The organism is Thermostichus sp. MS-CIW-25, from assembly GCF_054060015.1.
In genome coordinates this window covers 118,179-143,765 of sequence record NZ_JBSSCS010000001.1, presented here as the reverse complement: position 1 = coordinate 143,765, position 25,587 = coordinate 118,179, and the positions used below count along the sequence as shown (strand labels likewise).

23 protein-coding genes and 2 pseudogenes are annotated in these 25,587 nt (G+C 59.0%); 17 read left to right on the top strand and 8 right to left on the bottom strand.

From position 1 onward, the window contains the following. Positions 1 to 42 precede the first annotated feature (42 nt). From ACVWZ1_RS00695 to ACVWZ1_RS00680, 4 genes are read left to right on the top strand one after another with little or no spacing between them, the layout of a single operon-like run. Complete coding sequence (locus ACVWZ1_RS00695) at positions 43 to 723, top strand: VOC family protein (RefSeq protein ID WP_011432060.1); 681 nt, start codon at positions 43 to 45, stop codon at positions 721 to 723. Between the two features lie 60 nt (positions 724 to 783). Continuing rightward, positions 784 to 1,248: an FKBP-type peptidyl-prolyl cis-trans isomerase gene (locus tag ACVWZ1_RS00690; RefSeq protein WP_011432059.1), complete on the top strand. Its 465-nt coding sequence runs from the start codon at positions 784 to 786 to the stop codon at positions 1,246 to 1,248. A 44-nt stretch (positions 1,249 to 1,292) separates the two neighbouring features. Then, on the top strand, positions 1,293 to 1,919 hold the full coding sequence (locus tag ACVWZ1_RS00685; RefSeq protein WP_457465717.1) for a 5-formyltetrahydrofolate cyclo-ligase: 627 nt from the start codon (positions 1,293 to 1,295) through the stop codon (positions 1,917 to 1,919). Positions 1,920 to 1,950: 31 nt separating this feature from the next. Further along, positions 1,951 to 2,409, top strand: a complete 459-nt coding sequence (locus tag ACVWZ1_RS00680) for an FxLYD domain-containing protein (RefSeq protein ID WP_414332474.1) — start codon at positions 1,951 to 1,953, stop codon at positions 2,407 to 2,409. Here ACVWZ1_RS00680 and ACVWZ1_RS00675 read toward each other — a convergent pair. Beyond that, positions 2,317 to 3,687, bottom strand: coding sequence for an amidohydrolase family protein (locus ACVWZ1_RS00675; RefSeq protein WP_457465715.1), 1,371 nt, complete (start codon positions 3,685 to 3,687; stop codon positions 2,317 to 2,319). The genes ACVWZ1_RS00680 and ACVWZ1_RS00675 overlap by 93 nt on opposite strands. A gap of 401 nt (positions 3,688 to 4,088) precedes the next feature. Here ACVWZ1_RS00675 and ACVWZ1_RS00670 point away from each other — a divergent pair, with 401 nt between their 5' ends. The 9 genes and pseudogenes from ACVWZ1_RS00670 to ACVWZ1_RS00630 all read left to right on the top strand — a co-directional run bounded on the left by ACVWZ1_RS00670 (position 4,089) and on the right by ACVWZ1_RS00630 (position 13,328). Further along, on the top strand, positions 4,089 to 5,117 hold the full coding sequence (locus tag ACVWZ1_RS00670) for a BMP family protein (RefSeq protein ID WP_457465714.1): 1,029 nt from the start codon (positions 4,089 to 4,091) through the stop codon (positions 5,115 to 5,117). Beyond that, the gene (locus ACVWZ1_RS00665; protein ID WP_457465712.1) at positions 5,089 to 6,651 is read left to right on the top strand and encodes an ABC transporter ATP-binding protein; all 1,563 of its coding nucleotides are present in this window, start codon (positions 5,089 to 5,091) and stop codon (positions 6,649 to 6,651) included. The genes ACVWZ1_RS00670 and ACVWZ1_RS00665 overlap by 29 nt, the downstream gene beginning before the upstream one ends. Next, the gene (locus ACVWZ1_RS00660; protein ID WP_457465710.1) at positions 6,641 to 7,690 is read left to right on the top strand and encodes an ABC transporter permease; all 1,050 of its coding nucleotides are present in this window, start codon (positions 6,641 to 6,643) and stop codon (positions 7,688 to 7,690) included. The genes ACVWZ1_RS00665 and ACVWZ1_RS00660 overlap by 11 nt, the downstream gene beginning before the upstream one ends. A 6-nt stretch (positions 7,691 to 7,696) precedes the next feature. Further along, positions 7,697 to 8,653 carry an ABC transporter permease gene (locus tag ACVWZ1_RS00655; RefSeq protein ID WP_457465709.1) on the top strand — a complete coding sequence of 319 codons (957 nt, stop codon included), beginning with the start codon at positions 7,697 to 7,699 and terminating at the stop codon, positions 8,651 to 8,653. 66 nt (positions 8,654 to 8,719) lie between these two features. After that, positions 8,720 to 8,842: a dual OB domain-containing protein gene (locus ACVWZ1_RS00650; RefSeq protein WP_457465707.1), complete on the top strand. Its 123-nt coding sequence runs from the start codon at positions 8,720 to 8,722 to the stop codon at positions 8,840 to 8,842. Between the two features lie 151 nt (positions 8,843 to 8,993). After that, positions 8,994 to 9,426, top strand: a pseudogene (locus tag ACVWZ1_RS00645) (DUF488 domain-containing protein). Between the two features lie 51 nt (positions 9,427 to 9,477). Next, positions 9,478 to 9,651: a hypothetical protein gene (locus ACVWZ1_RS00640; protein WP_457465705.1), complete on the top strand. Its 174-nt coding sequence runs from the start codon at positions 9,478 to 9,480 to the stop codon at positions 9,649 to 9,651. 46 nt (positions 9,652 to 9,697) lie between these two features. Continuing rightward, entirely contained in the window at positions 9,698 to 11,464 is a 1,767-nt protein-coding gene (gene hflX / locus ACVWZ1_RS00635; RefSeq protein ID WP_457465704.1) for a GTPase HflX, read from the top strand. Positions 11,465 to 11,579: 115 nt separating this feature from the next. Then, on the top strand, positions 11,580 to 13,328 hold the full coding sequence (locus ACVWZ1_RS00630; RefSeq protein WP_457465703.1) for a diflavin flavoprotein: 1,749 nt from the start codon (positions 11,580 to 11,582) through the stop codon (positions 13,326 to 13,328). Between the two features lie 89 nt (positions 13,329 to 13,417). Here the strand turns inward: ACVWZ1_RS00630 and ACVWZ1_RS00625 are convergent, their stop codons facing one another. The 6 genes from ACVWZ1_RS00625 to ACVWZ1_RS00600 form a co-directional block, all read right to left on the bottom strand. Beyond that, positions 13,418 to 13,825: a hypothetical protein gene (locus ACVWZ1_RS00625; protein ID WP_457502266.1), complete on the bottom strand. Its 408-nt coding sequence runs from the start codon at positions 13,823 to 13,825 to the stop codon at positions 13,418 to 13,420. A gap of 500 nt (positions 13,826 to 14,325) precedes the next feature. Beyond that, complete coding sequence (locus tag ACVWZ1_RS00620) at positions 14,326 to 14,976, bottom strand: precorrin-8X methylmutase (RefSeq protein WP_457465700.1); 651 nt, start codon at positions 14,974 to 14,976, stop codon at positions 14,326 to 14,328. Between the two features lie 84 nt (positions 14,977 to 15,060). Continuing rightward, positions 15,061 to 15,402 carry a histidine triad nucleotide-binding protein gene (locus tag ACVWZ1_RS00615; RefSeq protein ID WP_011432043.1) on the bottom strand — a complete coding sequence of 114 codons (342 nt, stop codon included), beginning with the start codon at positions 15,400 to 15,402 and terminating at the stop codon, positions 15,061 to 15,063. A gap of 84 nt (positions 15,403 to 15,486) precedes the next feature. Further along, complete coding sequence (locus tag ACVWZ1_RS00610; protein WP_457465698.1) at positions 15,487 to 15,825, bottom strand: hypothetical protein; 339 nt, start codon at positions 15,823 to 15,825, stop codon at positions 15,487 to 15,489. A gap of 326 nt (positions 15,826 to 16,151) precedes the next feature. Beyond that, positions 16,152 to 18,293, bottom strand: coding sequence for an FAD-dependent oxidoreductase (locus ACVWZ1_RS00605; protein WP_457502265.1), 2,142 nt, complete (start codon positions 18,291 to 18,293; stop codon positions 16,152 to 16,154). A gap of 32 nt (positions 18,294 to 18,325) precedes the next feature. Beyond that, positions 18,326 to 19,027 (bottom strand): molybdenum cofactor guanylyltransferase, encoded by a 702-nt coding sequence (locus ACVWZ1_RS00600; protein ID WP_457502264.1) that lies wholly within the window; start codon positions 19,025 to 19,027, stop codon positions 18,326 to 18,328. Between the two features lie 77 nt (positions 19,028 to 19,104). Here ACVWZ1_RS00600 and ACVWZ1_RS00595 point away from each other — a divergent pair, with 77 nt between their 5' ends. The 4 genes from ACVWZ1_RS00595 to psbA all read left to right on the top strand — a co-directional run bounded on the left by ACVWZ1_RS00595 (position 19,105) and on the right by psbA (position 24,662). Next, a complete protein-coding gene (locus tag ACVWZ1_RS00595) occupies positions 19,105 to 19,392 on the top strand; it encodes a DUF2103 domain-containing protein (protein ID WP_457502263.1) in 288 nt (95 codons plus the stop codon). 107 nt (positions 19,393 to 19,499) lie between these two features. After that, a complete protein-coding gene (locus ACVWZ1_RS00590; RefSeq protein ID WP_457502262.1) occupies positions 19,500 to 20,942 on the top strand; it encodes a TIGR03279 family radical SAM protein in 1,443 nt (480 codons plus the stop codon). A 4-nt stretch (positions 20,943 to 20,946) separates the two neighbouring features. Beyond that, a complete protein-coding gene (locus ACVWZ1_RS00585; RefSeq protein ID WP_457502261.1) occupies positions 20,947 to 23,490 on the top strand; it encodes a UPF0182 family membrane protein in 2,544 nt (847 codons plus the stop codon). Between the two features lie 107 nt (positions 23,491 to 23,597). Next, the gene (gene psbA, locus ACVWZ1_RS00580; RefSeq protein WP_011432036.1) at positions 23,598 to 24,662 is read left to right on the top strand and encodes a photosystem II q(b) protein; all 1,065 of its coding nucleotides are present in this window, start codon (positions 23,598 to 23,600) and stop codon (positions 24,660 to 24,662) included. Positions 24,663 to 25,195: 533 nt separating this feature from the next. Here psbA and ACVWZ1_RS00575 read toward each other — a convergent pair. Beyond that, positions 25,196 to 25,441, bottom strand: a pseudogene (locus ACVWZ1_RS00575) (Mo-dependent nitrogenase C-terminal domain-containing protein); the annotation flags it as partial. Positions 25,442 to 25,587: the final 146 nt, after the last annotated feature.

The window sequence follows — 25,587 nt, the reverse complement described above, 5'->3', positions numbered from 1 at the left end:
CCTATACTGGACATAGAGCCACCCGCGAAGGGACAAGTGCCGATGGTCATCCCACCTGGACTGATGCTGCCCCTAATCCCCCTGGAGGTTTTGCTCTCCACGAAGGGGCTGATGTTTTTGCTGCTATCGGCCTATGGGGGGGCCATGTGGACATTCTTAAGCGGCGCTCCCCGCGTCCACACCATCATCGTGCCGGACTTGGAGCAGGCCAGAGGGTTTTACGAGAAGGTGTTGAAACTGCCGGAAGCGGAGCTGCCCCTGCAGTACTACTACGGCTACGAGCAAAGCATGGTCGGCTACAGCCTGGGATCCGCTTACTTTCCAGGGGATATTGGCCTCAGTCCCCGCTTCGATGCCAAAGCCCGTCCCACCTCTGGGCCCACCCAATTGGATACCCCCGGACTTTGGTACCAACTCTCCGACAATGTTCAATTGCACGTGATCCCTGGCTCTACAGATCCCTATGCGGGGTCCGGTTCCTACGGCAACGCCTCTAGGCCTAGCTCCTCATCTGCTTCTGCTTACGGGACTGTACCGGCAGCGGGCCGCAGCAGCGGCGTTCGCTATCGCCATGTCAGCTATGAGCGGGAGTCCCTTAAGGCCCTTCTGAAGCGAATCAACAAACAAGGGATCCGCAACAGCATTCGCTCCGAGAAACCCTTTGTCTTTTGGGTGCGGGATCACCAGGGTCAGATCATCGAATTTGCCGAACTGAAAGGCTAGCGAGATCCTCTAAGATTGGTAAAGGAAAGCAAAAAGTCGGCGGTGGGGAGACGCCAACGGATGAAACGGGTGCTGCTGTTGGTGCTGGGCTTGCTGTGGCTTGGGGTGTGGGGCGGCCAGCCGGCCATAGCTCTATCGCGGGCCAAGGACAATCCGGTGGTGAGCGTGCAATCCCCAGCCAAGGACTTCATCACCACCGAGTCGGGATTGCAATACTACGATATTGCTCAAGGCAGTGGGCCTTCGCCTCAGCCGGGGCAAACGGTGGTGGTCAACTACGTGGGCAAGCTACAGGATGGCACCATCTTCGATAGCTCCTACAAGCGCAATCAGCCTTTTGTCTTCACCTACGGAGTAGGGCAGGTGATCCGTGGCTGGGAGGAAGGGCTGGCCACCATGCGGGTGGGGGGCAAGCGCTACTTGCGCATTCCGCCGGAGTTGGCCTATGGCAGCCGCGGGGCAGGCGGGGTGATCCCCCCCAACGCCACCCTGGACTTTGAAGTGGAACTCCTGGCCATCCAGTAGATTCAGATCTTGCAGAGACCGAATATCCAAGCGGCATTGGGCTTGTGCAGGAACTCCCTTCCCCGGAACTGTCTTCTTCTTGGCGGCCCAGTTCTCTGGCAGCAGATCCTGCCCTAGAAAAAGCTCGCCTGCGCCAGCACTTTCGCCAGGTGCGGCAGGGGTTGGACAGATCCCTCATCAGTCAAAAGGTAGTGGCTCACTTGGCTTCTTGCCCCCAGCTCTTGGCTGCCAAAACCATCCTGGCTTACGTAGCTTTTGGCTCCGAGGTAGATCTGGGATCCCTGTTTGTCCTTTTCCCGGAGAAGCAGTGGGGGATCCCCCGTTGTCTGCCGCAGCGGCAAATGCAGTGGCACCGGTACGGCTCGGCTGAGCTGATTCCCAATCGCCGGGGGCTACTGGAGCCCTCTCCCCACAGCAAAACCCTCGACCCCACCGAGGCGGATTTGATCCTGGTGCCTGCCCTGGCCTGCGATCGTTGGGGAAGGCGTTTGGGCTATGGCGGCGGCTATTACGACCGCTTTTTGGCCGCTTTGCCGGATCCCAGTGTGCCCAAGTGGGGCATTGTCCCCCAAGCCTGCCTACTGGAGCAGCCTCTACCTCAGGATCCTTGGGATCAGCGCCTGGATGGGATCCAAACCGAGGAAAGGTTCTACGAGACGGGGATCCCCTAGACTAAAGAGGGTGGGCCTTGGAGGAAAAACGATGAGCCAAGTTTGGAAGCCGGCGCAGTGGCTAACCCAAAAGCTGCGTCTTGTCTGCATGAGCTTTGGCTGTGTGGCATTGGCGGTGCTCTTGATGGGCTTTGGGGCGATCCCCCTGCAACTGAAGGATCTCCACGTCACCCCCTGTCCCGATACCCCCGAATACACCAACCTGGTGACCAGCAACGGCAACCCCATACCGGCCAGGTGCCTGTTCGTCGAAGGCACAGTGGTCAACCGCTCCAAAAATACCCTGCTGAACGCGGATGTCTTCGGTCGGCTTTACGATGCCAACGGCAACGAGGTTCTGCCGGAGCGTACCCGCCTGGGGGCCATTGCAGAAGTTCCTCCCGGCGAGAGCCCTTTTTCAATTCGCATCTCGGTGCCCATAACCAGCCCCCTGCCCCTCACCCTGGAGCAATTCAAAGCCAGCGGCTTCAGCGGTACCGTGCGCCGATGAGGTCCAAAGCTGGCGGGTGAACTCCACCTGGGTGGGGCGCTCAGGCAAATGGAGTTGCGCGACCACAGGCGGCGTTTGGGCGATCAGCCGGCCCCGGCGGAAGACATACAGGCAAGCCGGTTTCAGGCGAATAGCTTCGACAGCATCAGCAGCCTGGAGCACCACCAGATCGGCATAGCAACCGGGTTCTAGGCCGTAGCCTTCCAACCCCAGAATGCGGGCCGGGTTTTCTGTTACCGCCAAAAAACACTGGCGCATCTGCTCATAGCCAGTCAGTTGGGCGGCGTGGATGGCCATGTGGGCCACCTCCAGCATGTTGCCGCTGCCCAAAGGGTACCAGGGATCCATCACACAGTCATGACCAAAGGCCACCGTCAAGCCTGCGGCCATCAGCTCGGGCACCCGGGTCAGCCCCCGTCGCTTGGGGTAGGTATCGTGGCGACCTTGGATGACCATATTGACCAGCGGGTTGGCGATCACCCCCAGCTCTGCCTCGGCCATCAGGGGGATCAGTTTGCTGACGTAGTAGTTGTCCATCGAGTGCATGGAAGTTAGATGGGATCCGGCTACCCGCCCCTGCAAGCCCAGCCGCAGCGTTTCGTAGGCCAAGGTTTCCACATGGCGCGAAAGCGGATCGTCGGTCTCGTCGCAGTGCAGATCCACCCGCAGACCCCGCGCTGCTGCAATCTCGCACAGGGCCCGCACCGAAGCCGTCCCTTCGGCCATCGTCCGCTCGAAGTGGGGGATTCCGCCCACCACCTCCACCCCCAAATCCAGAGCCTTCTCCAGGAGCTGCACCGCCCCTGGCGAGCGATAGTAGCCATCCTGGGGAAAAGCCACCAGTTGCAAATCCAAGTAGGGAGCCACTTTTTGCTTGACTTCCAGCAGCGCCCGCACCGCCAACAGCTTGGGATCGCACACATCCACATGGGTGCGGATGGCCAGGATCCCACGAGCCACCGCCCAGTCGCAATAGGTCAAGGCCCGCTCCATCACCGCCTCGGGGGTCAACAGCGGCTTCAACTCCCCCCAGAGGGCGATCCCTTCCAACAGCGTCCCCGATTGGTTGATGCGCGGGATCCCATAGGTGAGGGTGGCATCCATGTGAAAGTGGGCATCCACAAAGGGGGGCGACACCAAGCGGTTGCTGACATCAATTTCTTGGGGGGCAGTGGCTTGCAAGTTGTTTTCCAGAGCCACAATGCGATCCCCCTGGATACCGATATCGATTCCCTTGCGGCCATCCGGCAAATTGGCCCGGCGCAAAATGAGATCCATATGTTGTGGCTATTTGTTTGAACTTAGGATGGAAAGAAGCAACTACAGTTGACTGAATGATAGGCCAAATCAGATAAAGATGTCTTAAATTACCTCAAAGCCCGAATTTAGGAAACCAGTTGATTGGGTTATTGCTCACTTTATAAAAGAGGGCTGTAGTCCCCAACAGCATCCGGTTGTGCAAGATATCAACCAAGTAGTCAGAGGGATAATCTATCGAGAGCTGATTTGAGAGGACTTGGCCCTTACATCCATTCCAACCGTCAGCGAAACTTCGTTGTCCATTACAAACAAGCTCCTTCTCAAAAAATTGTATTTCAGGATACATATTTTCAGGGATCTCCCCCTTAGGATAAGCCGAGCAGTAACCCGATCTCGAACTAACCTCAACAGAAGCGACTATGGCACGTTTAGAACTCTCCCGGCGGGACTTCTGCCTGCGTTCTGGGGCTTTTGTGGCTGGCCTGATGGGGAGCCGCTGGTTGGTTCGCGATGCCGCGGTGGCTCAAGGAACCAAGCTGAAGGTGGCCGGGGTTTATACGGTTCCCATTGAGCAGCAGTGGGTGAGCCGGATCCATAAAGCGTTGATGGCTGCCCAGGAGCGGGGGGATATTGACTACACCTGGTCAGAGTCAGTTTCCAACACCGACTACCCACGGGTGCTGCGTCAGTATGCCGAGAGCGGCGTCCAACTGCTGGTGGGTGAGGTCTTCGGGGTGGAGCGGGAAGCGCGGGAAGTAGCCAAAGACTATCCCAAGGTCAGCTTTTTGATGGGATCCAGCCTCAAGCCGGATCCTGCCCTGAGCAATTTTGCCGTGTTTGACAACTACATCCACGAGCCTTCCTATCTGACGGGAATGGTGGCCGGGGGGCTGACGCGCTCCAAAATTATCGGCATGGTGGGGGGCTATCCCATTCCAGAGGTGAACCGCCTCATGAATGCTTTTATGGCAGGGGCGAGGGAACTGCAGCCGGAGGTGAAGTTTTTGGTCACCTTTATCGGCAGTTGGTTTGATCCCCCCAAAGCCAAAGAGGCGGCTTTTGCCCAAATTGATGCCGGCGCAGATATCCTCTATGCAGAGCGGTTTGGGGTATCTGATGCCGCCAAAGAGAGGGGCGTTTTGGCCATCGGCAATGTGATCGATACCCAGCCTGATTATCCAGAAACAGTGGTGGTCAGCGCCCTGTGGCACATGGAACCCACCATCGACAGAGCCATTGCCGCGGTGAAGGCCGGAGAGTTTAAGGCAGAGGACTACGGGATCTACAGCATGATGAAATATGGGGGATCCAGCCTCTCCGACTGGGGAACCTTTGCCGACAAAGTTCCGGCTGAACTGAAAGCTAAGGTGATGGAGCGGCAGGCAGAGATTCTGGCAGGGTCTTTTGTTGTAGCCATCGATGATAGCGAACCCAAGTCCACCCTCTGAAGCGCCTTTGGCCTTGAAGATGGTGGGCATTACTAAGCGCTTTGGTGCTCTGCTGGCCAACGACCAGATTGATCTTGAGCTGCGGGCCGGGGAGATTCTGGCCATCTTGGGGGAAAATGGGGCGGGCAAAACGACGCTGATGAATATCCTGTTTGGGCACTACGTTCCCGATCAGGGTCAGGTGTGGGTGTTTGGTCGGCCCCTCAAGCTGGGATCCCCGGCGGCTGCCCTGGCGGCAGGGATAGGCATGGTGCATCAGCATGTGGTCTTGGCCGATAATCTGTCGGTGCTGGACAACATTCTTCTGGGCACTCAGCCCCTGTGGCACCTGTGGTCTCGGCGGCGAGAGGGACGGCGGCGCATCCAAAAGCTGGCCGAGGAATTGGGGTTGGCCGTGGATCCCGATGCCCTGGTGGGATCCCTAACCTTAGGGGAGCGGCAGCGGGTGGAGATCCTCAAGGTGCTGTATCGAGGGGCGCGGATCCTGATTTTGGATGAGCCTACGGCGGTGTTGACCCCACCGGAAATTGAGCCGTTTTTTCACACCCTACGGCAGATGGCCGGTCGCGGGCTGGGGATCCTGCTGATTTCCCACAAGCTCCAGGAGGTGATGCGCACCAGTGACCGGGTGATGGTGCTGCGCTCAGGGCGGGTGGTGATGACGGGCAAGACGGCTGAGATCCATCCCACAGCTCTGGCGGAAGCGATGGTGGGGCAGCGGTTGGCGGCGGTGGTCAAAGCCCCTTTGTCTCCGGGGGAGACGGTCTTAGAGTTGCAGCAGGTCTCCTGTCGGGTGGGGCAGCAGCATCTGGAGCAGGTTTCTCTGACGGTGCGGCGTCACGAAATCGTGGGTATTGCTGGGGTGGCGGGCAATGGGCAATCCGTCCTGGCAGATCTGATCTGCGGGGTGATCCGGCCCCACCAAGGTCATCTGCATCTGTATGGCCGAGTCCTGCGGCTGATCTCTCCTGCTGAGATGGTGCGGCAAGGCATGGCCCGGATCCCAGAAGACCGCCACAAAACTGGGCTGATTGGTTCCCTTAGCCTATGGGAAAACTGGGTCATCGAGCGCTATCGGGATCCCGAATTCTCGCGGTGGGGGATCCTGCGTCACCGCCAAATCTATCAGCAGGCCCACACCTGGCTACAGACCTACGATGTGCGGGGGCTCCAGAGGGGGGATCCCTGGCGGGCGCTCCAGATGCCGGTGCAACTGCTGTCCGGCGGAAATATGCAAAAAGTGATCCTCTCGCGGGAGCTGTGTCGGGATCCCCAGGTGATTGTGGCTCACCAACCGACGCGGGGACTGGATCTGGGGGCTGTGGCCTATGTGCATGCCCAACTTCTGGCAGCAGCCCGGGCTGGAGCCGGGATCCTGCTCATTTCCGAAGACCTGGATGAATTGCTGAGTTTAGCGGATCGAGTGGCGGTGCTCTATCGCGGTCGGCTTTCCCCAGCAATCCCAACCCAAACCACAACGGTGACCGCCTTGGGGTTGCGCATGGCCGGGCAGGAGGTGGCTGATGCGTGTTGAACCCCGTTCCACGGTGCCCCTCTGGCTGATCCTGAGCGCGCCGATGGCAGCCATTGTCCTGGCTTTCCTCTCCTGTAGCCTGCTGATCCTGTGGACGGGATCCCCGGTTTTGGCAGCCTATGGAGCTTTGCTGCGGGGAGCGGTGGGATCCCCCTTTGCCCTGAGCGAAACTTTGACGCGGGCCATTCCCCTGATCCTGACGGGATTGGCGGTGGCGGTGTGTTTTCGGGCCAAGTTGTGGAACATCGGTGCAGAAGGCCAGTTTTATGGTGGGGCTCTGGCTGCCAGCCTCTTGGGCACCGCTGGGCTTTCGCTGCCGCGCCCGTGGTTGGTGCTGGTGCTGCTGCTGGCGGGCTGGATTGCCGGAGGGCTGTTGCTGTGGATCCCGGCCTGGCTCAAGACCCAGTTCCAGGTGGACGAAGTGGTGACCACCTTGCTGCTCAATTTTGTCATTCTTCTTGGGATCAGCTATCTCCTGGAAGGCCCCCTCAAAGATCCTCTGGCTCTGGGTTGGCCCCAAGGTCGTGCCCTTGTGGATGCTGCCCTACTGCCGCGGCTGATCCCCCGCAGTCGTCTCCACGCTGGTTTAATCATCGCCCTGCTTGCTGCCTTGGGGGTGTGGGGGCTGGAGCAGTTCACCGTTTGGGGCCTAGAAATGCGAGCCGTAGGCGCGAACCCGGAAGCGGCCAGGTTTCTCGGCATCCCAGTCCAGGGAGTTATTTTGTATACCTCACTGCTGGGAGGGGGGCTGGCAGGCTTGGCGGGAGCTTGTGAACTTCTCGGGCTCAAGGGCTATCTCACCTTGGATTTATCCCCGGGCTTTGGCTACACCGGCATTGTTGTTGCCCTGTTGGCCCAACTGCATCCCTTGGGAGTGGTGGGGGCCGCAGTTTTCATTGCCGGGGTTTATGTGGGAGCCGATACCATGGGGCGCAGCTTGGGCGTTCCCACCTACTTGGCCGATGTCATTGTTGCCGCTGCCCTGCTGTGGATGTTGGTCTGCATGGGGCTAGCCCGTTATCGTTTGCGCTGGGACTGAGCACCCGTGTCTGCACTCCTGAGTCTAATCAGCTTAATTAGCACCACCAGCTTTTGGGTAGCCACCCTGCGCATTGCCACTCCCTTACTCTTTGGCACTTTGGGCGAAGTTCTCTGTGAGCGGGCCGGCGTTCTCAATCTGGGCATCGAAGGGATCATGACCCTGGGGGCTATGGCCGGTTGGCTGGTGGTCTATCAGGGATCCGGATTGTGGTGGGGCGTAGCCTTTGCTGCCGTCCTCGGTGCAGGTGTGGGCTTGATTCACAGCCTGTTGACCGTCCGCCTTGGGGTTTCCCAGCACGTCACCGGCATTGGCATTACCCTCTTGACCATCAATGCTGCTTATTTTGTTTATCGCATGGCCCTGCCCCAGGTCACCTCTCCCCCCAAAATCGTCCCCTTCAGCCCTTGGCCGATCCCGGGTCTCTCCAGCCTGCCCTTTCTGGGAGAAACCCTGTTTACCCAGCCGCCCCTCACCTACCTCGGCCTTCTCCTGGTGCCCCTCATGGCCTACATCCTCTACCGAACTCCGCTGGGCCTGGCCGTGCGCATGGTTGGAGAAAATCCCCAGGCTGCCGCTTCCCAGGGGATCCCGGTCTATGCCGTTCGTACCGGAGCGGTGATGGTGGGCAGCGCTCTTATGGCCGTGGCCGGTGCTTTTTTAACCCTCTCTGCGTTCGATGCGTTTTTCTTCAATATCGTCAATGGGCGGGGGTGGATTTGCATTGCTCTGGTGGTTTTTGCCGCTTGGGATCCCTGGCGAGCCTTAGGAGGAGCGTTGCTGTTTGCCGGGTTTGATGCTTTGCAATTGCGCCTTCAGCAGCTTTGGGGTAGCCGGATCCCCTATCAGTTTTTCTTAATGTTGCCCTATCTGCTCAGTATTGTGGCGTTGATTTTGGTCTCTCGCCATGCCAGGGCGCCCCGCGCTCTTTTGATCCCCTTTCGCCCTGAAGAACGGATTTGACTACTGGACTTTCAAGAAGCCGAAAATTACTCCCATTGAGCCTTTGCCCTTGCCCCAGAAGCCTGTATGTCTTACGTCAAGACGATTGTCTGTTTCGCCAACTCCAGAAAAATGGCCGGTCGCTGTATTGCCGGCAAGGAATGGCAGAACGGAGAGCCAGGGGAATGGATGCGTCTTATGAGGCCCTAGAATCTCGTCTTCTTGCCCTTTGCAAACTTCCAGAGGGCGACTTGTTTAGAAGTCGGGAAGAGTTTATAGCCGAAGCCTATCTCATTCAAGGCAGGCGTGTCGCCTATCGAGATGAGAAAATGTCAAAAAATGATGAGCGGAGCGCGAGGCCATGAAGATATTTACGATAGGGTTTACGAAGAAAAGTGCAGAGCAATTTTTTTAATCGCTTAAAACAGCCTGGTCTGGTTCGAGTTGTTGATACTCGACTTAATAACACCTCGCAACTGGCGGGATTCACGAAAAAGAGGGATCTAGAGTTTTTTCTTCACGAGATCTGCAAGCTTGGATACATTCATTTGCCAGAATTGGCACCGACCCAAGAAATTCTTGATGCTTATAAAGCTAGTGGTGACTGGTCTAATTATGAGAGACAGTTTTTGTCGCTGATGGCCGAGCGTCGCATTGAAGATCAAGTGGATAAAAGTATTCTCGATGGAGGATGTCTGCTTTGTAGTGAAGCTACACCTGAGCACTGTCATCGTAGGCTGGTTGCTGAATATTTGCGCAGAAAATGGGGTGATGTTGAAATCGTGCATCTATGATAACTAAGAGCTGGCACTACGGATTTTTCCGATTTATGCAGCTACTCCGAGTTGCAGCAGGATTCCGGCAACACGGAGCGAAAGGGATCCCTGACTGCCCAACCGATTTGGAAACTCTCTCACCGACAGCAAGCTCAATACAGGGATCCCCGCTTGGGCAGCTCCAACACTGGGCCAGTGTTTGCCACCGTTGCTTTTGGATCCCAAGTTCCTGCTGTCAGCTAGCGTGTATGGTAGATGAAAGCTTGTTTTTGGGTCTTTCCCCGTCCCTATGCCCAGGGCTAGCACCTCTCGCCATCAGACCGACCCCCGCTTCAGCTCTGCTATCGCTACGCGAGGCTTTCGCGAACAGGCCAAAGGGTTAAAGCCCCACCAACAAAAGCAACTGCAACGGCTCTATCAACTGCGCCTACCCCCCGACCGCTTGGTGACGGTGGAGTTTGCCCAACGGCTGGGATCCCTGACCCAAGAGTTGGAAGGCCGGCCCATCAGCGTTTACCTCAACCGGCGCGGCCAGGTGATCCGCGTAGGGGTGGGATCCCCTTTTGAAACCCAGATTCCCGCTTGGGAATTGCCCCGCCAGGGGGCCGAGCGCCTATCCGGGATCCGCTGCATCACCACCCAAATGGGGGAGGGGGGCCCCGGTCAAAAAGCGCTGACGGCCATGGCTTTGCAGCGTTTGGATGCCCTCATCACCCTTTCCGTGTCCAAGTCAGGAGGGCACCGACGCCGGGGAGGAGCGGCTACGGGCTTTGTTCACCGGGCCTATCTGGCCCATCTGCTGCCGGAGGGAGAGCGCCGTTGGCAGGTTTCTGAGCCTTTGCCTTTGGGGATCCTGGCAGAACAGGATCTGCAGGAGCTGGTGGCGGAGCTGGAGGATGGGTTTCGGCGCCAGTTGACCGCCCGCCAGGTGGATCTGGATCAGGAGCGGGCCATCCTGGTGGGGCTGCAGGAGTCCGGGCAGAGCTACGAGGATCTCATGGATGGGTTGGCGGAGCTGAGCCGCCTGGTGGAGAGTGCCGGCGGACAGGTGCTGCAAGCCCTCTGGCAGAGGCGGGAAGGACCCAATTCGGCCACGGTAATCGGATCCGGTAAGGTGCAAGAGCTGGCTCTGCTGGTCCAGGATCTGGGCGCTAACTTGGTGGTGTTCGACCGGGAACTCACCCCCAGCCAGGTGCGCACCTTGGAAGAGGCGGTGGGGGTGCGGGTGGTGGATCGCAGCGAGGTGATCTTGGATATTTTTGCCCAGCGGGCCAGAACCCGGGCCGGAAAATTGCAGGTGGAGCTGGCCCAACTGCAGTATTTGCTACCTCGCTTGGCCGGTCGAGGGCGCACCATGTCTCGGCTAGGTGGGGGCATCGGCACCCGTGGCCCTGGGGAAACCCAACTGGAAATGGAGCGGCGGGCCATCCAACGGCGCATCGGCAAGCTGCGGCAAGAAGTGGAAGAATTGCGCCACCACCGGCAGCGGCTGCGCCAACGCCGCGAGGCATCCCAAATTCCCGTGGTGGCCCTGGTGGGCTACACCAACGCCGGCAAGTCCAGCCTTCTCAACGCCCTCACCCATGCTGAGGTATACGCCGCCGACCAGCTCTTTGCCACCTTGGATCCCACTACCCGGCGGCTGGATCTGCCCAACCGGCAGGCGGTGCTGTTGACCGACACGGTGGGATTTCTAACCGAATTGCCAGACCAACTGGTGGATGCCTTTCAAGCCACCCTGGAAGAGGTGACGGAAGCGGATGCCCTGCTGCATGTGGTGGATCTGTCTCACCCCAACTGGGAAGGACAGATCGAGGCGGTGGAAACCTTGCTGGACGAGATGCCCTTGGCCACCGGCCCCCGGCAACTGGTGTTTAACAAAATCGACCGCCTGGATCCCGAATGGGTAGAGGATGTGCGCCTGCTCTACCCGAAGGCCCTGTTTGTTTCCGCCACCACCGGCCAAAACCTGGATCAGTTGCGCCACACCCTGGCCCAATTTGCTGCAGTTCTAAGCCCCAACCCCTTCGATAGTCAGGAACCCAGAGATCCCTAGAAGCATTCCATAAGGATTTCGCAACTTGCAAATTGCATTTATACCCCCTGTCAACATAAACATTCAGTTACATTGAGATCAGGATTGTGACCCGACTTAAAGTTAGGGAGAGAACATGGCCACCACTGCAGTTGCACCTCAAGTCGCACCTCGCCTGGCCCAGCCCCATCTGACGCTGCAAACTCTGCCTATCGGGGCCGACACCCTCGCCATTCGCTCCCAAGATTGGGATCGGGATCGATTTGATATCGAATTTGCTCTGGAAAATGGCACCACCTACAACTCCTTCTTGATTCGCGGCGAGAAGGTGGCCCTCATCGACACCTCCCACGAGAAGTTTCGCCAGTTGTACCTGGATTGCCTGCAAGGGATCGTGGATCCCACTGCGATCGACTACCTGGTGGTCAGCCACACCGAGCCAGATCACAGCGGCCTAGTCGGTGATCTGCTGGAGCTGGCGCCCCAGATGACGGTGGTGGCCTCCAAGGTGGCCATGCAATTTCTGGAAGATCTGGTGCATCGGCCCTTCCGGCGGCTGGTGGTGAAACAGGGAGATCGCTTGGATCTGGGCAAAGGGCACGTTCTGGAGTTCATCTCGGCCCCCAACCTGCACTGGCCCGACACCATCCTCACCTACGACCACGGCACCCAGATCCTTTACACCTGCGACGTGTTTGGGATGCACTACTGCGACGACTTTGCCTGGGATGAGCATCCCCATCTGCTGCAGGCGGACTTTAAGCTCTACTACGACTGCCTCATGGGGCCCAATGCCCGCTCGGTGTTGTCCGCCCTGAAGCGCATGGAAGCCTTGCCTCCCATCGCTGCCATTGCTACCGGCCACGGCCCCCTACTGCGCCATCACCTGTCCGACTGGGTGGGGCAATATCGCACCTGGAGCCTGGAGCAGGCCAAAGCCGAGCGCCTGGTGGCAGTGTTCTACCTGTCCGGCTATGGCCAGGCGGAAACCTTGGCTCAAGCCATTGCCCGTGGGATCCAAAAAACCGGCATCCAGGTGGAGCTGGCAGATTTGCGGCTGGTGGATGCCCACGAGGTGCGGGAGCTGATGAGCTTGGCCGCCGGTGTGGTGATAGGCATGCCGCCCCAATCAGGGCCTGAGGCCGCCACCACTCAAGTGCTGCTGAAAACCCTTTTGGCCTCTGCCCACAGCAAGCAAGGCTTTGGTCTGTTTGAGTCGGGCGGCGAAGATGATGAGTCGGTGTACCTCTGCCGCAACACCCTGCAGGAGATCGGCGCCAAAGAGGTGTTTGCCCCCATTCTGCTTAAGCAGCCTGCCGGCGAGGCTCTGCTGCAACTGGCCGAAGAAGCAGGTACCGATCTGGGGCAGTGGCTGACGCGGGATCGCAACATTCAGCAGATGAAAGCCTTGGATGCCGACTTGGATCGCGCCCTGGGCCGCATCAGCAATGGCCTCTACATTATCACAGCCCGCAAAGGGCAAGCCACCAGCGCCATGCTCGCCTCCTGGGTAGCCCAAGCCAGCACCGATCCGCCAGGGATCAGCATTGCGGTGGCCAAGGATCGGGCCATCGAATCCTTCCTGCAGGTGGGAGATACCTTCGTGTTAAATGTGCTGCAAGAAGGCCATTACCAACCCTTGATGCGCCACTTCCTGAAGCGATTTCCACCGGGAGCCGACCGCTTTGCCGGGATCAAGACCTACCCTGCTGCCAACGGATCCCCCATCTTGGCCGATGCTTTGGCCTACCTGGAGTGCCGTGTGGTGAGCCGCCTGGAAACCAGCGATCACTGGGTGGTGTACAGCACCCTAGAAGCTGGTCGGGTCTCCAGCCCAGAGGGCCTCACCGCCATCCACCACCGCAAGGTAGGGAATCATTACTAATTGAGAAGAGAGAAGTGAGAGATAATTTCTCACTCCTAGCCCTTCTCCCTGGGGAAGCTGGGATCCCTGTGGCGAACAGACTCACAAATTCAATAGGACTGCCGATAGACCAAGCCATCGGGATGTAGGAAGAAGGGGCTGTCTTCTCCCAGGCGGATCCCGCTCTGCTCTAGCCAAAAGGGCAGTCTCTCTGTTCCCTGTTGAATCCTTTGGGATCCCTGCTGGGCTGGCCGATAAGGGACGCTGCCCAAACCCGAAGAGAGGGGATCTGAGGGGGCATACCTCTGTCGCCAGCGCTGGTAGGGGCTGACTTGGATCCCTGCCTTGTCCATCTGGGTTGTCGAGAGGGCAGAGGCAGGTGCTGACACCTCTGACAACTGCAGTGAAGAGGGCAGAAGGGCAACCGCCGGACATGGCTCAGCTTGTGCCCAAGCCCCCGGCGCAAAAAACAAGGCCAGAAGGCAGCCGCTCCAGCAAAAGAAGATGGCACGCCGCACGGGAAGATCCCTCCATAAGCTCAACCCAGCCGCTTCTCAGGCCATTTTCTGAAGAGGCAGGACTGAGAGCGCAGCTCCCATCTTGCCCATGCCAATTTGCAGGCCGAGTGACCGGGATCCCCTTGGCTGGGTGATCTGGATCAGCAGACCCACTCTTGACCCAAAAGTGCTGCGAGGCCCCCAGCTCATCCGCACCGCTAGAGCAACTGACTATAGGGGTGTATGGTCATTTCAATTCAAACTTCGATTCAAACTAGGACATTGCACCCACACCTCAAACAGTGAATGATTGAATGCACGAGGCCAGAAGGCTTTTCAAGGACTCCGTCCTGCTGGCGCGATCGGTAGTCCAGGCGTCTCACCCTAAACTGAAACGACCATAAAGCGCGGTGTCCCAAGCGAGATTTCAGCGGCAGGGCAGTCAACTGCTGAAAAAATGTGCTTTGAGTGCCAAAGTTTTGGCTTGTTTCCGCGAACGGTGCCCAAGGGCAAGGAGCATGTCATGAAACCGCGGATTTGCCAGGATGATCTGCGCTGCTGACCCGTACATAGGCGTGCCAAGCCAAGTCCAACAGGCCATCCAACACCGCTGCAGCCACTGCCGGGCCTCCTTTGCGTCCCTCAGTGCGGATGTGGGGCACCATGGAATCGGCCAGCTCCTGTTTGGCTTGCACCACGTTCACAAACCCAGCCGGGGTGGCAATGACCAGAGCAGGGGCCACCTCCTTCTCGGTAATCAGCCGTACCAAGGTGGAGAGGGCGGTCTGGGATTGGCCGATCACAAAGATCGCCTCAGGGTAGCGTTGGGCCAGAGTTTCCAAGCCCCAAGCAGAGCGGGTCTTGTCCCTTTGGGGGCGGGTAATGGCTTCGCTGCTGCAATAGATGGGGTTGGAAAAGGTGTTCTGAACAGCCCAGGCAATGCCCACCTGCACCATCGGCTCATCGACCACAATGGTGGTACGCGCTGCCAGAGCCGCCGCTCCGGCCTGTAAGGCTTCGTTGCCAAAACGGATGAGGTGCAAGTACTCGAAGTCAGCAGTAGCATAAATAACCCGACGAACCACCTCATACTCAGCAGGAGAAAGCTCGTGCTTGCCCACCTCCTGGTCGATGATCATCAGGCTCTCTGCATCGGTTACATGCCACTCCATCGGTTCCAGACCCCACCCGCTGTTTACCTCCGTAATGACAGGATTGTACCTGCAGAGGCTTCAGTTGGTGGGAAAAGCCATTGCTTAGCCCGGAGGCCAGCCCATCCCCCGACCGCCCAGAACGTGAATGTGGAGATGAAAGACGGTTTGCCCGCCGTCCTCTCCTTCGTTGATCACCAATCGATAACCTTTGTTTAAACCGGCCTCGGCAGCCACCCGTTGAGCGGTCAGCAGGAGATGTCCCAGCAATGCCTCATGTTCGGGCTTGGCCTGGGAAATGCCGGGGATGGGCTCTTTGGGCACCACCAAGATATGGACAGGGGCTTGGGGGGCGATGTCTTTGAAGGCCAGGGCTCTATCGTCTTCGTAAACGATTTGCGCAGGGATCTCCCTGCGGATGATCTTGCCGAAAACTGTGTCGCTCATGGGTGCTCACAAACCAGTTCTGCCCCTAGCCTACCTGCTAACCGCACATTCTCCCACCCAGGTGGCGAGAGTGGCGCTCGGCATCTACTGCTTCAGCAGCCATTCAAATTCCTGTTGCAGCGATTGAATGTGCCCCACCCGCGAGACCAACAGGGCATCTTGCCCGGCATCGCGAAAACGAGAGCGCCACATACTGACCAAATCGGGGTTGCTGCACCAAAAGCGGATAACGGTATCGACCAACTGATCCAAGTCCCAGCCGCGCCGGGCCGGCACTTCCTCCAGGGATCCCAGCAACGCATCGAGGGTGCAGGGGCTGGTACCCAGGTATTCCACCCCGCAGGGCCGCTGGGCCAGCTTCTGTTGCTGATGAAAGAACTGTAGAGCAGGGGCAATGCCGATGATCTCGAAGGTATAGACCATGTTGCTCCGCAACGCTGACGCGACTGGGCTCAGTCCTAACTTTTTGCGAAAATAAGGGTTCTCAAAAAATGGGGTTCAGCAGTCTCTCGACCGGTTTGAAGTCGGGATCCCTTCCCAACTGCCGTCGATCTCTGATTAGGCATTGATTATACCCAACTTGGGCAAGCTGCCAAGCCGGAAAAAACGCTGCCCTGCTGACGCGAGCGGCAGATAGAGACCTTATTGAGGGATCACGGCGACAGCGCTATTGCCTTGGTGTCCGGTGCATTTAGCTAGACCGCCGGGGAGCCCCGCCCTCTGTGCATCAGCGTGAGTGCGGGAGTATGTCACTGCTGCAGGGATCCTATCCAAGTTGGTATTGTGTCTTGGGTCTTTTCTTGAGTGGGGGGGAGTTGAAACTGAATGCGCGGCTGTCCCACTCCATAGGTGAGGGTGTAGCTCCACTGCAGGCAGCGCAGCCACAGACGGGGATAACGCGCTTCCAGCCAGGGCTGTAGGCGGCGCAGCAGCCTTGGGAGCCAGCCCCTCAGCACAGCAGAAGTCAAGACCAGGCCGGTATAGCTGAAGTAGGTGGGCAGCCACTGGGCAAAGCCTTTGGCCCCTACGGCCTCCCAGATCCACAGCAGCAGCCGTGGGTTTTGTAGGGCAGCTTTGATGGCCATGCGGTTAAACGCCAGCCAGCCGGCCCGGTCTTTGATGAAATCGTCCACCACCTCCGGCGGCTCGGTGGCGAGAATGCCAAAAAAGCTGTTGAGGGTGGCATTGATGCGCTCGGGGGGCAGCACCTTGCCGGTGGGCACCATCATCCCCCGCGAGAAGAGCCAGGTGACGGCGGAGTTGCCCTGGTAGGCCCGGATCTGGGCTAAGTCTGCAGCCCTGAGCAGGTCGTGGCGCAGCGCCGTATCCAGGAGATCGCACAGGCGGGGGCAGTTGCGCACCAGGGATCCAAAGCCGGTAAAGCTGAGGGGCGATTGCATAGCCGCCGCATCCCCTATGAGCAGTATCCGGTCAAAGGGTTCCGAAGACTCCGCCCCGCTGCCGCGAACAGGGTGCCGGTGCTGGCCAAATCGTCCGGGAATATAGCCGAAGGTCGCTTTTTTCCACTGCAGGCGCTCCGGGTCGCAGCGGCGGTATTCCGGCAGAATGGTGAAAAAATCTTCGTACAGTTCCAGCAGGGATCCGGGGTTTTCTGGATGCACCTGGTGGTAGTGGAACAGGTAGAAGGTGAGATCTTCGCCTGGCCCGGGGAACAGCTCCCAAATGAGTTGCCGACCGCGGCTGATGTCCCCATGGCTGGCCAGAATGTCCCCAAATTGGGGATCCCATACCCCCGGCTCAAACCCCCCCGCAATGGTAGCCCCCACCGTGGGGCAGACGCTATCAAAAGCCCGATGGCGGTAAAGCTGCTGGGCAATGGGAGAGGCCGTTCCCATAGCATCCACCACAAGGCGGGATCCCAGCCGAAACTCCTCGCCGGTGGGCAAATCCTTCAAAACCAGCGTGACGCCTTGTTCGCCAATGTAGGCCCGCTGAAACTCGGTGCGCTCGTAGATAGCTCCCCCGCAGGAAGTGAGAATTTGGCCACAGAGCTGCAGGAGTTTTTCGGCATCAATGGCCAGATTGAGTACCGTGGGCGTGTGCAGGACAGGGGCGCGAACCGGGCTATTGCCGTCAAAAAACTTGTTGAACCCATCTGTATATTCCCGCAGGATCAAGCTCTCCATCTGCTCGGCGCTCAGAAGGCCCAAATCCACCAGGGTTTGCAGCTCCCGCCGGGAGATGTTCCACTCGCGGTTCATGCGGCCAAAAGGAAGCCGCTCCACCAAGGCCACGCGGTAGCCCAAGCGGGCCATGGCCGCTCCATAGAGGGCTCCCAGCGCTCCCCCCACGATGGCCAGATCCCACTCCACCGGGGCCGGCTCAGGGGCAGGCTGGCGAAACAAGACCGGCTGAGCAGGGCGGTGGGCTGCGTGGCAATGTTGCACTTCTTCCCGCCAGCGCTTTTCCCACCAGTACACCCGCTGCAGGTCAAATTCTCCATTGGGGATCCGCCGAAAATACTTCACCGTTTGCGGGTAGAAAGGCTCAAGCTGATCGAAGATGGATCCCCGGTTCAGATCGATCTGGGGCAACTGCGGGTAGCGGTGGGGAAATTGGCTTTGGATGGCCTGTTCCAGCTCTCTCAGCCAGCGAGCTTGGCGGGGGAAGGGCTGCTCCGACCACTGGAACACCTTGAGATAGGTGGTGTTCAGCCCCGACCACAAGAAAAGGGCCAGCTCAGCGCCGGATCCCTGTAGGCGCAGGCCCGTGGGGGTAAGAACCTTCTGGCTGCCTTGGGGCAGGGGGATACACTCCTGTAGCCAGCGCAGCACTTGAGCACTATCGGGGCAAGGGATCTCGCGGTAGTAAAGGGAAGTAAGCACGGCGCCGAGATAAGAAACCGAGCAAATCTTTACCCATTGTGACATGAGGGGATCCCTCCCTTTGCCGATCCCGGGGATCACCCCCTACCCAGGTTTCCCCCCAGCTGCAGATCTGCAGGGGTGTTGCAATTGGTGAGCATCCTCTCAAGGGACTCCGTCCCGCTGTCGGGAACGGTCAGGGGCAGGATGGCTGTTGGCACCTGGGACAACCAGCCCTGAAAGGATCTTCCTCCTGCCTGCAAGAAACTCTCCAGAGAACCTAGCTGCGCCAGGCGATAGAAGCCACACAGGGGCTCCCAGCCCCGCTGACTTTTGGGCAGGGCGGCCACCGTCTGAGGGGGCAGGGTGGCAAGGCGCTGTCGCCAATCCCCAAGAACCTGCTCCTGCAAGCAGGGCAGATCGCAGGCCAGCAGCAGGATCCACGCCGGGGGAGCAGCCAAGGTTTGTAGCCGCCGGATCCCCTCTTGAAAGGCCAGCAGCGGGCCTCGGTGTTGCTCCGCAATGCTGTCCCGACCACGTGGGTCTTGCCCGACCAGGGGGGGAACGTTTTCCCGCCAGAGGTGCCAACCGGGATCCACCACCGGCGCATAGCGCTCCGGCCAGGGGGTGAGGATGTAAACCGCGTCGGCGCAGGCTGCTGCCACCTGAGCCACCCGTCGCAGCAGGGGGATCCCATCCCAAAGCACCAAGGCTTTGTCGGATCCCATGCGGCGGCTGTTGCCCCCGGCCAAGATCAGAGCCACGACCGCAGGCGGGGAATCTTCAGGCATTTTGGACATCCAGTTTTCCACAACGAGCAGCAGGTATTTGTGGAGGAATAGGATAGGGATCCCATCCTCTCCTCACTTTGGCCGCCATGTCTGAGCCTTCTGGTCGTCTGGTTTGGAACCACTCTACCCATATCTCAGGGTTGATCCCTGTTTTGGAACGCCTGACCCAGCAGGCCGGCATCAAGACCGTGACGCCGGGCGCTCTGTCCTGCAGTCGCGGGCGGATCCCCCAGTTGCAGTTGCGGGTTTCGGTGCCGATCCGGGGCGGGTACAAGCTGGTGGCCCGCAAGGGAAGCAGCGTGCAGGAGGTGTTTGTGGTGACGGATCTCAGCCAAACCGAGCTGGAGGCAGCCATTCTTCGCTGTTTGCAGTGAGCTCTTCTGGCAACGCAACCGAGCCTCGTTCTTGCTACACAACGCTGTCCCGATCCAGGACTCCGCCCTGCCAACGCGAATAGCACATCTGATTATGAGTCAATCTTATGTCTCGTACTAGCCTCAAGCCTGCCCGCATCAGTGCTGTTTTGCCGGGATCCCTGGCAGCAGAAGCAGGCATTCGACCTGGAGAGGCCCTGGTCAGCATCAACGGCGAGCGCCCCCGCGATCTCATCGACTACCGCTTCCTGATCGCCGAGGAGTATGTAAGCCTGGAGATCTTGGACAGCCAAGGGATCCCGCGCACAGTTGAGCTGGAGAAGGGGATCGACGAGGATCTGGGGCTGGAGTTTGAAACGGCCCTGTTCGATGGCCTGATCCAATGCGCCAACGCTTGCCCCTTTTGCTTCATCGACCAACAACCCCCGCAGATGCGGGCGACGCTGCACCTCAAGGACGACGACTACCGCCTCAGCTTTCTCTACGGCAGCTACCTCACCCTCACCAACTTGCCTGCTGCCGAATGGGATCGCATCGCTCGCCTGCGCCTTTCTCCCCTCTACGTGTCAGTGCATGCTACCGACCCGGAGCTGCGCAGCCGCTTGCTCAAAAACCCGCGGGCTGGCCTGATTTTGGAGCAGTTGGCCTGGTTTCGCCAGCATCGCTTGCAACTGCACGCACAGGTGGTGGTCTGCCCAGGCTGGAACGATGGGGATCACCTCACCCGCACACTCCTCGATTTGGCCGCCTTTCGCCGGCCCGTAGACGGGATCCCCACCGTCCTCTCGGCAGCAGTGGTGCCGGTGGGGTTGACGCGCTTTCGCCCCCCTGGTGATGAGCTGGTTCCTGTCGATGCGGCCAAGGCCCGAGAAGTGATCCAGCAGGTGGAAACTTTGCAGGTCGGGTTTCGGCAAACATTGGGATCCACCTTTGCCTGGCTGGCCGATGAGTGGTATCTGCTGGCGGGGTGGGAACTGCCCCCGGAAGAGCACTATGAAGATTACCCCCAACTGGGGAATGGCGTGGGATCCCTGCGCCTATTTTTGAGCCAGTTTGAGCAGGTGAGTTTGCCTGCCGGCTTGGCCTCTCCGGTAAAGGCCCTTTGGGTGGTGGGCAATGCCGTGGGGCAAGCCTTCCAGCCCATTGTGCAGCGCCTGAATCGCATCCACCATTTGCAGCTCACGCTGCTGCCCATCGCCAGCCGATTTTGGGGCCAAACCCTGACGGTAACCGGGCTGCTGACGGGGCAGGATATCTTGGATGCCCTGAAGTCTGTGGAAAACTTGGCGGACTATGATGGGCTATTGCTACCCCAGATCGCCCTTAAGGATGGGGAGCGCTTTTTGGACGATCTGACCTGGCAAGAGGTGCAGGCCCAGGTGGGGATCCCGGTGGTGCGGGTGGACGGCGGGCCGGCAGGCTTGGTGCAGGCGGTACAACAGCTAGAACAGGGCTATGCCTACGGCACCCTGTGTTGTTCCGCAACGCTCGGGCGAAGGGAAACTGCACCGCTGACGCGATCGAGAACAGCTTTAGGCCGAGGATCCTGAGGCGATGCAGAGGTTGCGGCGCGGATTGCTTCTGCTGCTTTGGGTGGGGCTGGGGATCCTGGCCATCACGGGCTTGGCGGCTTTCTACGTAGATCTGGCCTGGTTTGCCGAGCTGAATGCCCTGCCGGTGCTGTGGACGCGGGTGATTGCCCGCTGGGGGCTGGGCCTGGGCGCTTTCCTCTTTGCCCTGGCGGTGGTGGGATCCAACATCTGCTCCTGCTGGCGGGGGGCAACCTTGACCGGGGCCTGGGTGATCGCCATAGGTTTGAGTGGCTTCTTTGCTGGGTCTCTTTCCAATCACTGGTTTGCGCTGCTGCTCTGGCTCAACCAAGGGCCCGTCGGGGAGTCAGATCCGATTTTCAACCGCGATCTCAGTTTTTTTCTCTTCAGCCTGCCTTTCTGGGAGACGGTGCAGCATTGGTGCTTCAACCTGGTGCTGCTCACCTTGGTTACCGTTGTCCTCATCTACTTGGTGGAGCTCGGGCTTTCCGAGCAACGGCTGACCTTGGCCCTTTCTCTCTATGCCCAGCGGCACTTGCTGATCCTGGGGGGATCCCTGTTTCTCATTCGGGCTTGGGGCCATTGGCTGGATCGCTACGAGCTGCTCTATTCCACCCGCGGCGTTGTGTTTGGGGCCGGTTTTGCCGATGTGCATGCAACTCTGCCGGCCACGACCTTGATGAGCGGGGTGGCGGGCTTGACGGCGGTGGGATTCTGGGCTTTGGCCCGCCAGGGGATCCGCCTCAACCTTCCTTTCCTCAAGTCCTGGTGCCCCCCCTGGGCCAGCTCTCTCCTGGCGCCGGCCATCCTCTGGGGAGCCTACCTGGGGTTTGGGCTGCTGACCACCCAACTTTACCCCCAACTGGTGCAAACTTTCTTGGTGGCTCCCAACGAGCTGGAGCTGGAACGCCCTTACATCGAGCACAACATCCGCTTTACCCGTGCTGGCTTTGGCCTGGCCGATGTCGAAGTCCAACCCTTCCCGGAAGGGGGAGCCCTCACCTGGGAGATCCTGCAGCAAAATCAACCCATCCTGAGCAACGTGCGCCTCTGGGATGCGGATCCCCTATTGGCCACCTACCGCCAACTGCAAGAAATCCGCCCCTACTATCAATTCCCCTATGTGAATGTGGATCGCTACCGCATCGGGGGAGAATTGCGCCAAGTCATGCATGCCGCCCGCGAGCTGGACTTTGCCCAGGTACCCCCCGCTGCCCAAACCTGGGTCAACCGGCGGTTTTTTTACACCCACGGCTACGGCCTCACCCTCAGCCCGGTGAACGTGGTGACCCCTGAGGGCCTGCCGGACTTTTTCCTGTCGGATATCCCGCCGCGGGTTTCTCCTCGCTACCCTGAGGTGGCCTCCGTCTTGCGGGTGGAGCAGCCGGCCCTCTACTATGGCGAGCTGACCACCACCGATGTTTTCGTGGGCGCTGAGGCGCGGGAATTGGACTACCCTGCAGCAGAGCGCTATGTGTACAGCAGCTACCGGGGCAGCGGTGGCGTGCCCATTCCCCACCTCTGGCAGCGGTTTCTCTACGCCTGGCATTTTGGCGATCTGCGCATCCTTCTCAGCCGCGAGCTGTCTTCTACCACCCGCTTTCTCTATCGCCGCCAAATCCGCGAGCGCATCCGTCGGGTGATGCCCTTTTTGCTCTACGACCGGGATCCCTACCTAGTGATCGGAGATGGCAAGCTCTACTGGTTTTTCGATGCCTATACCACCAGCAGCCGCTACCCTTACTCCGAGCATGTGCCCGGCTTTTCCTTCAATTACATCCGCAACTCGGTCAAGGCGGTGATGGACGCCTACAACGGCAGCATCGATTGGTACATTGCCGACCCTCGGGATCCCCTCATCCAAGCCTACGCCCGCATCTACCCCACCCTCTTCAAGCCTCTGGAGGCAATGCCGGAGCCGCTGCGGCAACACATCCGCTATCCCCAAGACCTCTTCCGCCTGCAAGCGCAGCAGTTTGCCACCTACCACATGACGGATCCCCGCCTCTTCTACAACCGCGAGGATCAATGGCAGATCCCCGGCCAGTTCCGCAATCGACGGCGCATCCCCATGCAGCCGCAGTATCTCATTCTCACCTTGCCGAGGGATCCCCAAGGGGTTGCAAACCACACTCCTGAGTTCGTCCTCCTCTCCCCCTATGCCCCTGTTAACAAGCAGAACATGGTGGCTTGGATAGCGGCCCGCTGCGACGGGGAAAACTACGGCAAGCTCCTGGTGTACGAGTTTTCCAAGCAACGGCTCATCTATGGCCCGGAACAGGTGGAAGCACGGGTCAATCAGGATCCCTTAATCTCCGAGCAAATTTCCCTCTGGAACCAGCATGGGTCGCGGGTGAACCTGGGCACGCTGCTGGTCATTCCTATCGAGACTTCTTTGCTCTATGTTCAGCCCCTCTACATCGAAGCAGAACAGGGCCGCTTGCCTCAGCTCACCCGGGTGATCGCTGCCTACGAAGACCGGGTGGTGATGGAACCGACTCTCGGCCAGGCCTTAGAAGCCCTCTTTCTGCCGAGGGGCAGCCGATAGAGAAAGGGATCCCCTCCTCATTTTTGAGGCAGGTAGTTGACGAAACTTAACGGATGTTTTAAGTTTAGGTTGTCAATCTTCGCGCTTCCTTAGGGAAGTTTGACCTCATGACTACTGTTATCCAACGTCGCTCAACCAGCAACGTGTGGGAGCAGTTCTGCGAGTGGGTCACCTCCACCGATAACCGCCTTTACATTGGCTGGTTTGGGGTGCTGATGATTCCCACCCTCCTGACTGCCACCACCTGCTTTATCATCGCCTTCATTGGGGCTCCGCCGGTGGACATTGACGGCATCCGCGAGCCTGTTTCCGGTTCCTTGCTGTACGGGAACAACATCATTTCTGGGGCTGTAGTGCCCTCTTCGGCAGCCATTGGCCTGCACTTTTACCCGATTTGGGAAGCCGCCTCACTGGACGAGTGGCTGTACAACGGCGGTCCGTACCAGCTGATTGTGCTGCACTTTTTGATTGGGGTGTTCTGCTACATGGGACGCGAATGGGAGCTGAGCTACCGTTTGGGGATGCGGCCCTGGATTGCGGTGGCTTACTCTGCGCCCGTGGCAGCGGCCACAGCAGTGTTTTTGATTTACCCGATTGGGCAGGGGTCGTTTTCGGATGGGATGCCCCTGGGGATTTCGGGGACCTTCAACTTCATGCTGGTGTTCCAGGCAGAGCACAACATCCTGATGCACCCGTTCCACCAGCTGGGCGTGGCTGGCGTGTTTGGGGGTGCGCTGTTTAGTGCCATGCACGGGTCGCTGGTGACCTCGAGCCTGATTCGGGAGACCTCGGAAGAGGAGTCTCAGAACCTGGGGTACAAGTTTGGGCAAGAGGAAGAGACCTACAACATTGTGGCGGCGCACGGGTATTTTGGCCGGTTGATTTTCCAGTATGCGTCGTTCAACAACAGCCGGAGCCTGCACTTTTTCCTGGCGGCTTGGCCGGTGATTGGGATTTGGTTTACGGCGCTGGGGATCAGCATTATGGCGTTCAACCTGAACGGGTTCAACTTCAACCAGTCGATTGTGGACAGCAACGGTCGAGTGGTTGGGACGTGGGCTGATGTGCTGAACCGTGCCAACCTGGGGATGGAAGTGATGCACGAGCGGAATGCGCACAACTTCCCGCTGGATTTGGCGGCGGTGGAGGTAGCGCCTGCGGTGCGTGGCTGATGGCCTGACCTGACGGCTTGACAAAAGCAGACGATCCCCTGGCCAATGCCGGGGGATTTTCTTGTTGTTTCCCTGGCGGCAACAGTGAAGTTGCATCCATAGCCGTTTCAGTTTAGGGCGAGATGCCTGGGCTGCCAAGAAAGGCCCCACGATCAGGTGCATTCAAGGCCTTAGGTGTGGGTAGAGCAGGCAGGGTACACCGGCCAGGTAGTGGGGTTGGATGTGGGTCTGGCCAGCTTCTACACCGACAGCAATGGGCAAGTGGTGTCACATCCCCTCGCGACAGCGGGACGGAGTCCTTGGTTTCCGCTCAAACTAGGACACTGCACCCGCACCCAAAACGTTGAATTCATAGAGCCAGAAGGCTTCTCTCAATGGCCTGGGCGTCTCACCCTAACCTGAAGCGACTATAACTCAATTATCCAGACTCCATTATCTAGGCAGACATACCCCAGTTGCTTGAGGATTTGCAACTACTAAAATGTAGTTGCCCCAATCCTGATCCCCGCCAGAATTGACCGCGTTCCCCTATCCTACACATAACGGCTAATGTCTTCCCCCCGTTCTGCCAGAAACGACAAAGCCCGGAAGCGCAGCCCTACCACCTGGTCGTAGAAGGGGTTAAGTTTGCACATGGGCGGAATATGCATCACCTTGTGGCCAAACAACACCACATCTCGCTCGAAGGGACAGCGGGCCGGGATCCACCGGCAAAGGAAGTGGGCCAAGCGGGGATCGCGGATGCTGAAGTTATCGATAGCCGATTGGATGGGTCGCAATGGAGCCTGCAACCAGTCGCGCAGGTGAGTTGTAGGTTTGAAGTGCACGGAAGTCATGGAACCGGTCAGCTCCTGAGGAGCTCTGCGAGCACGTTGCCAAGAAATCGTTGTGGAACCCATAAGCTTTCACCTCACACCTTTACCTT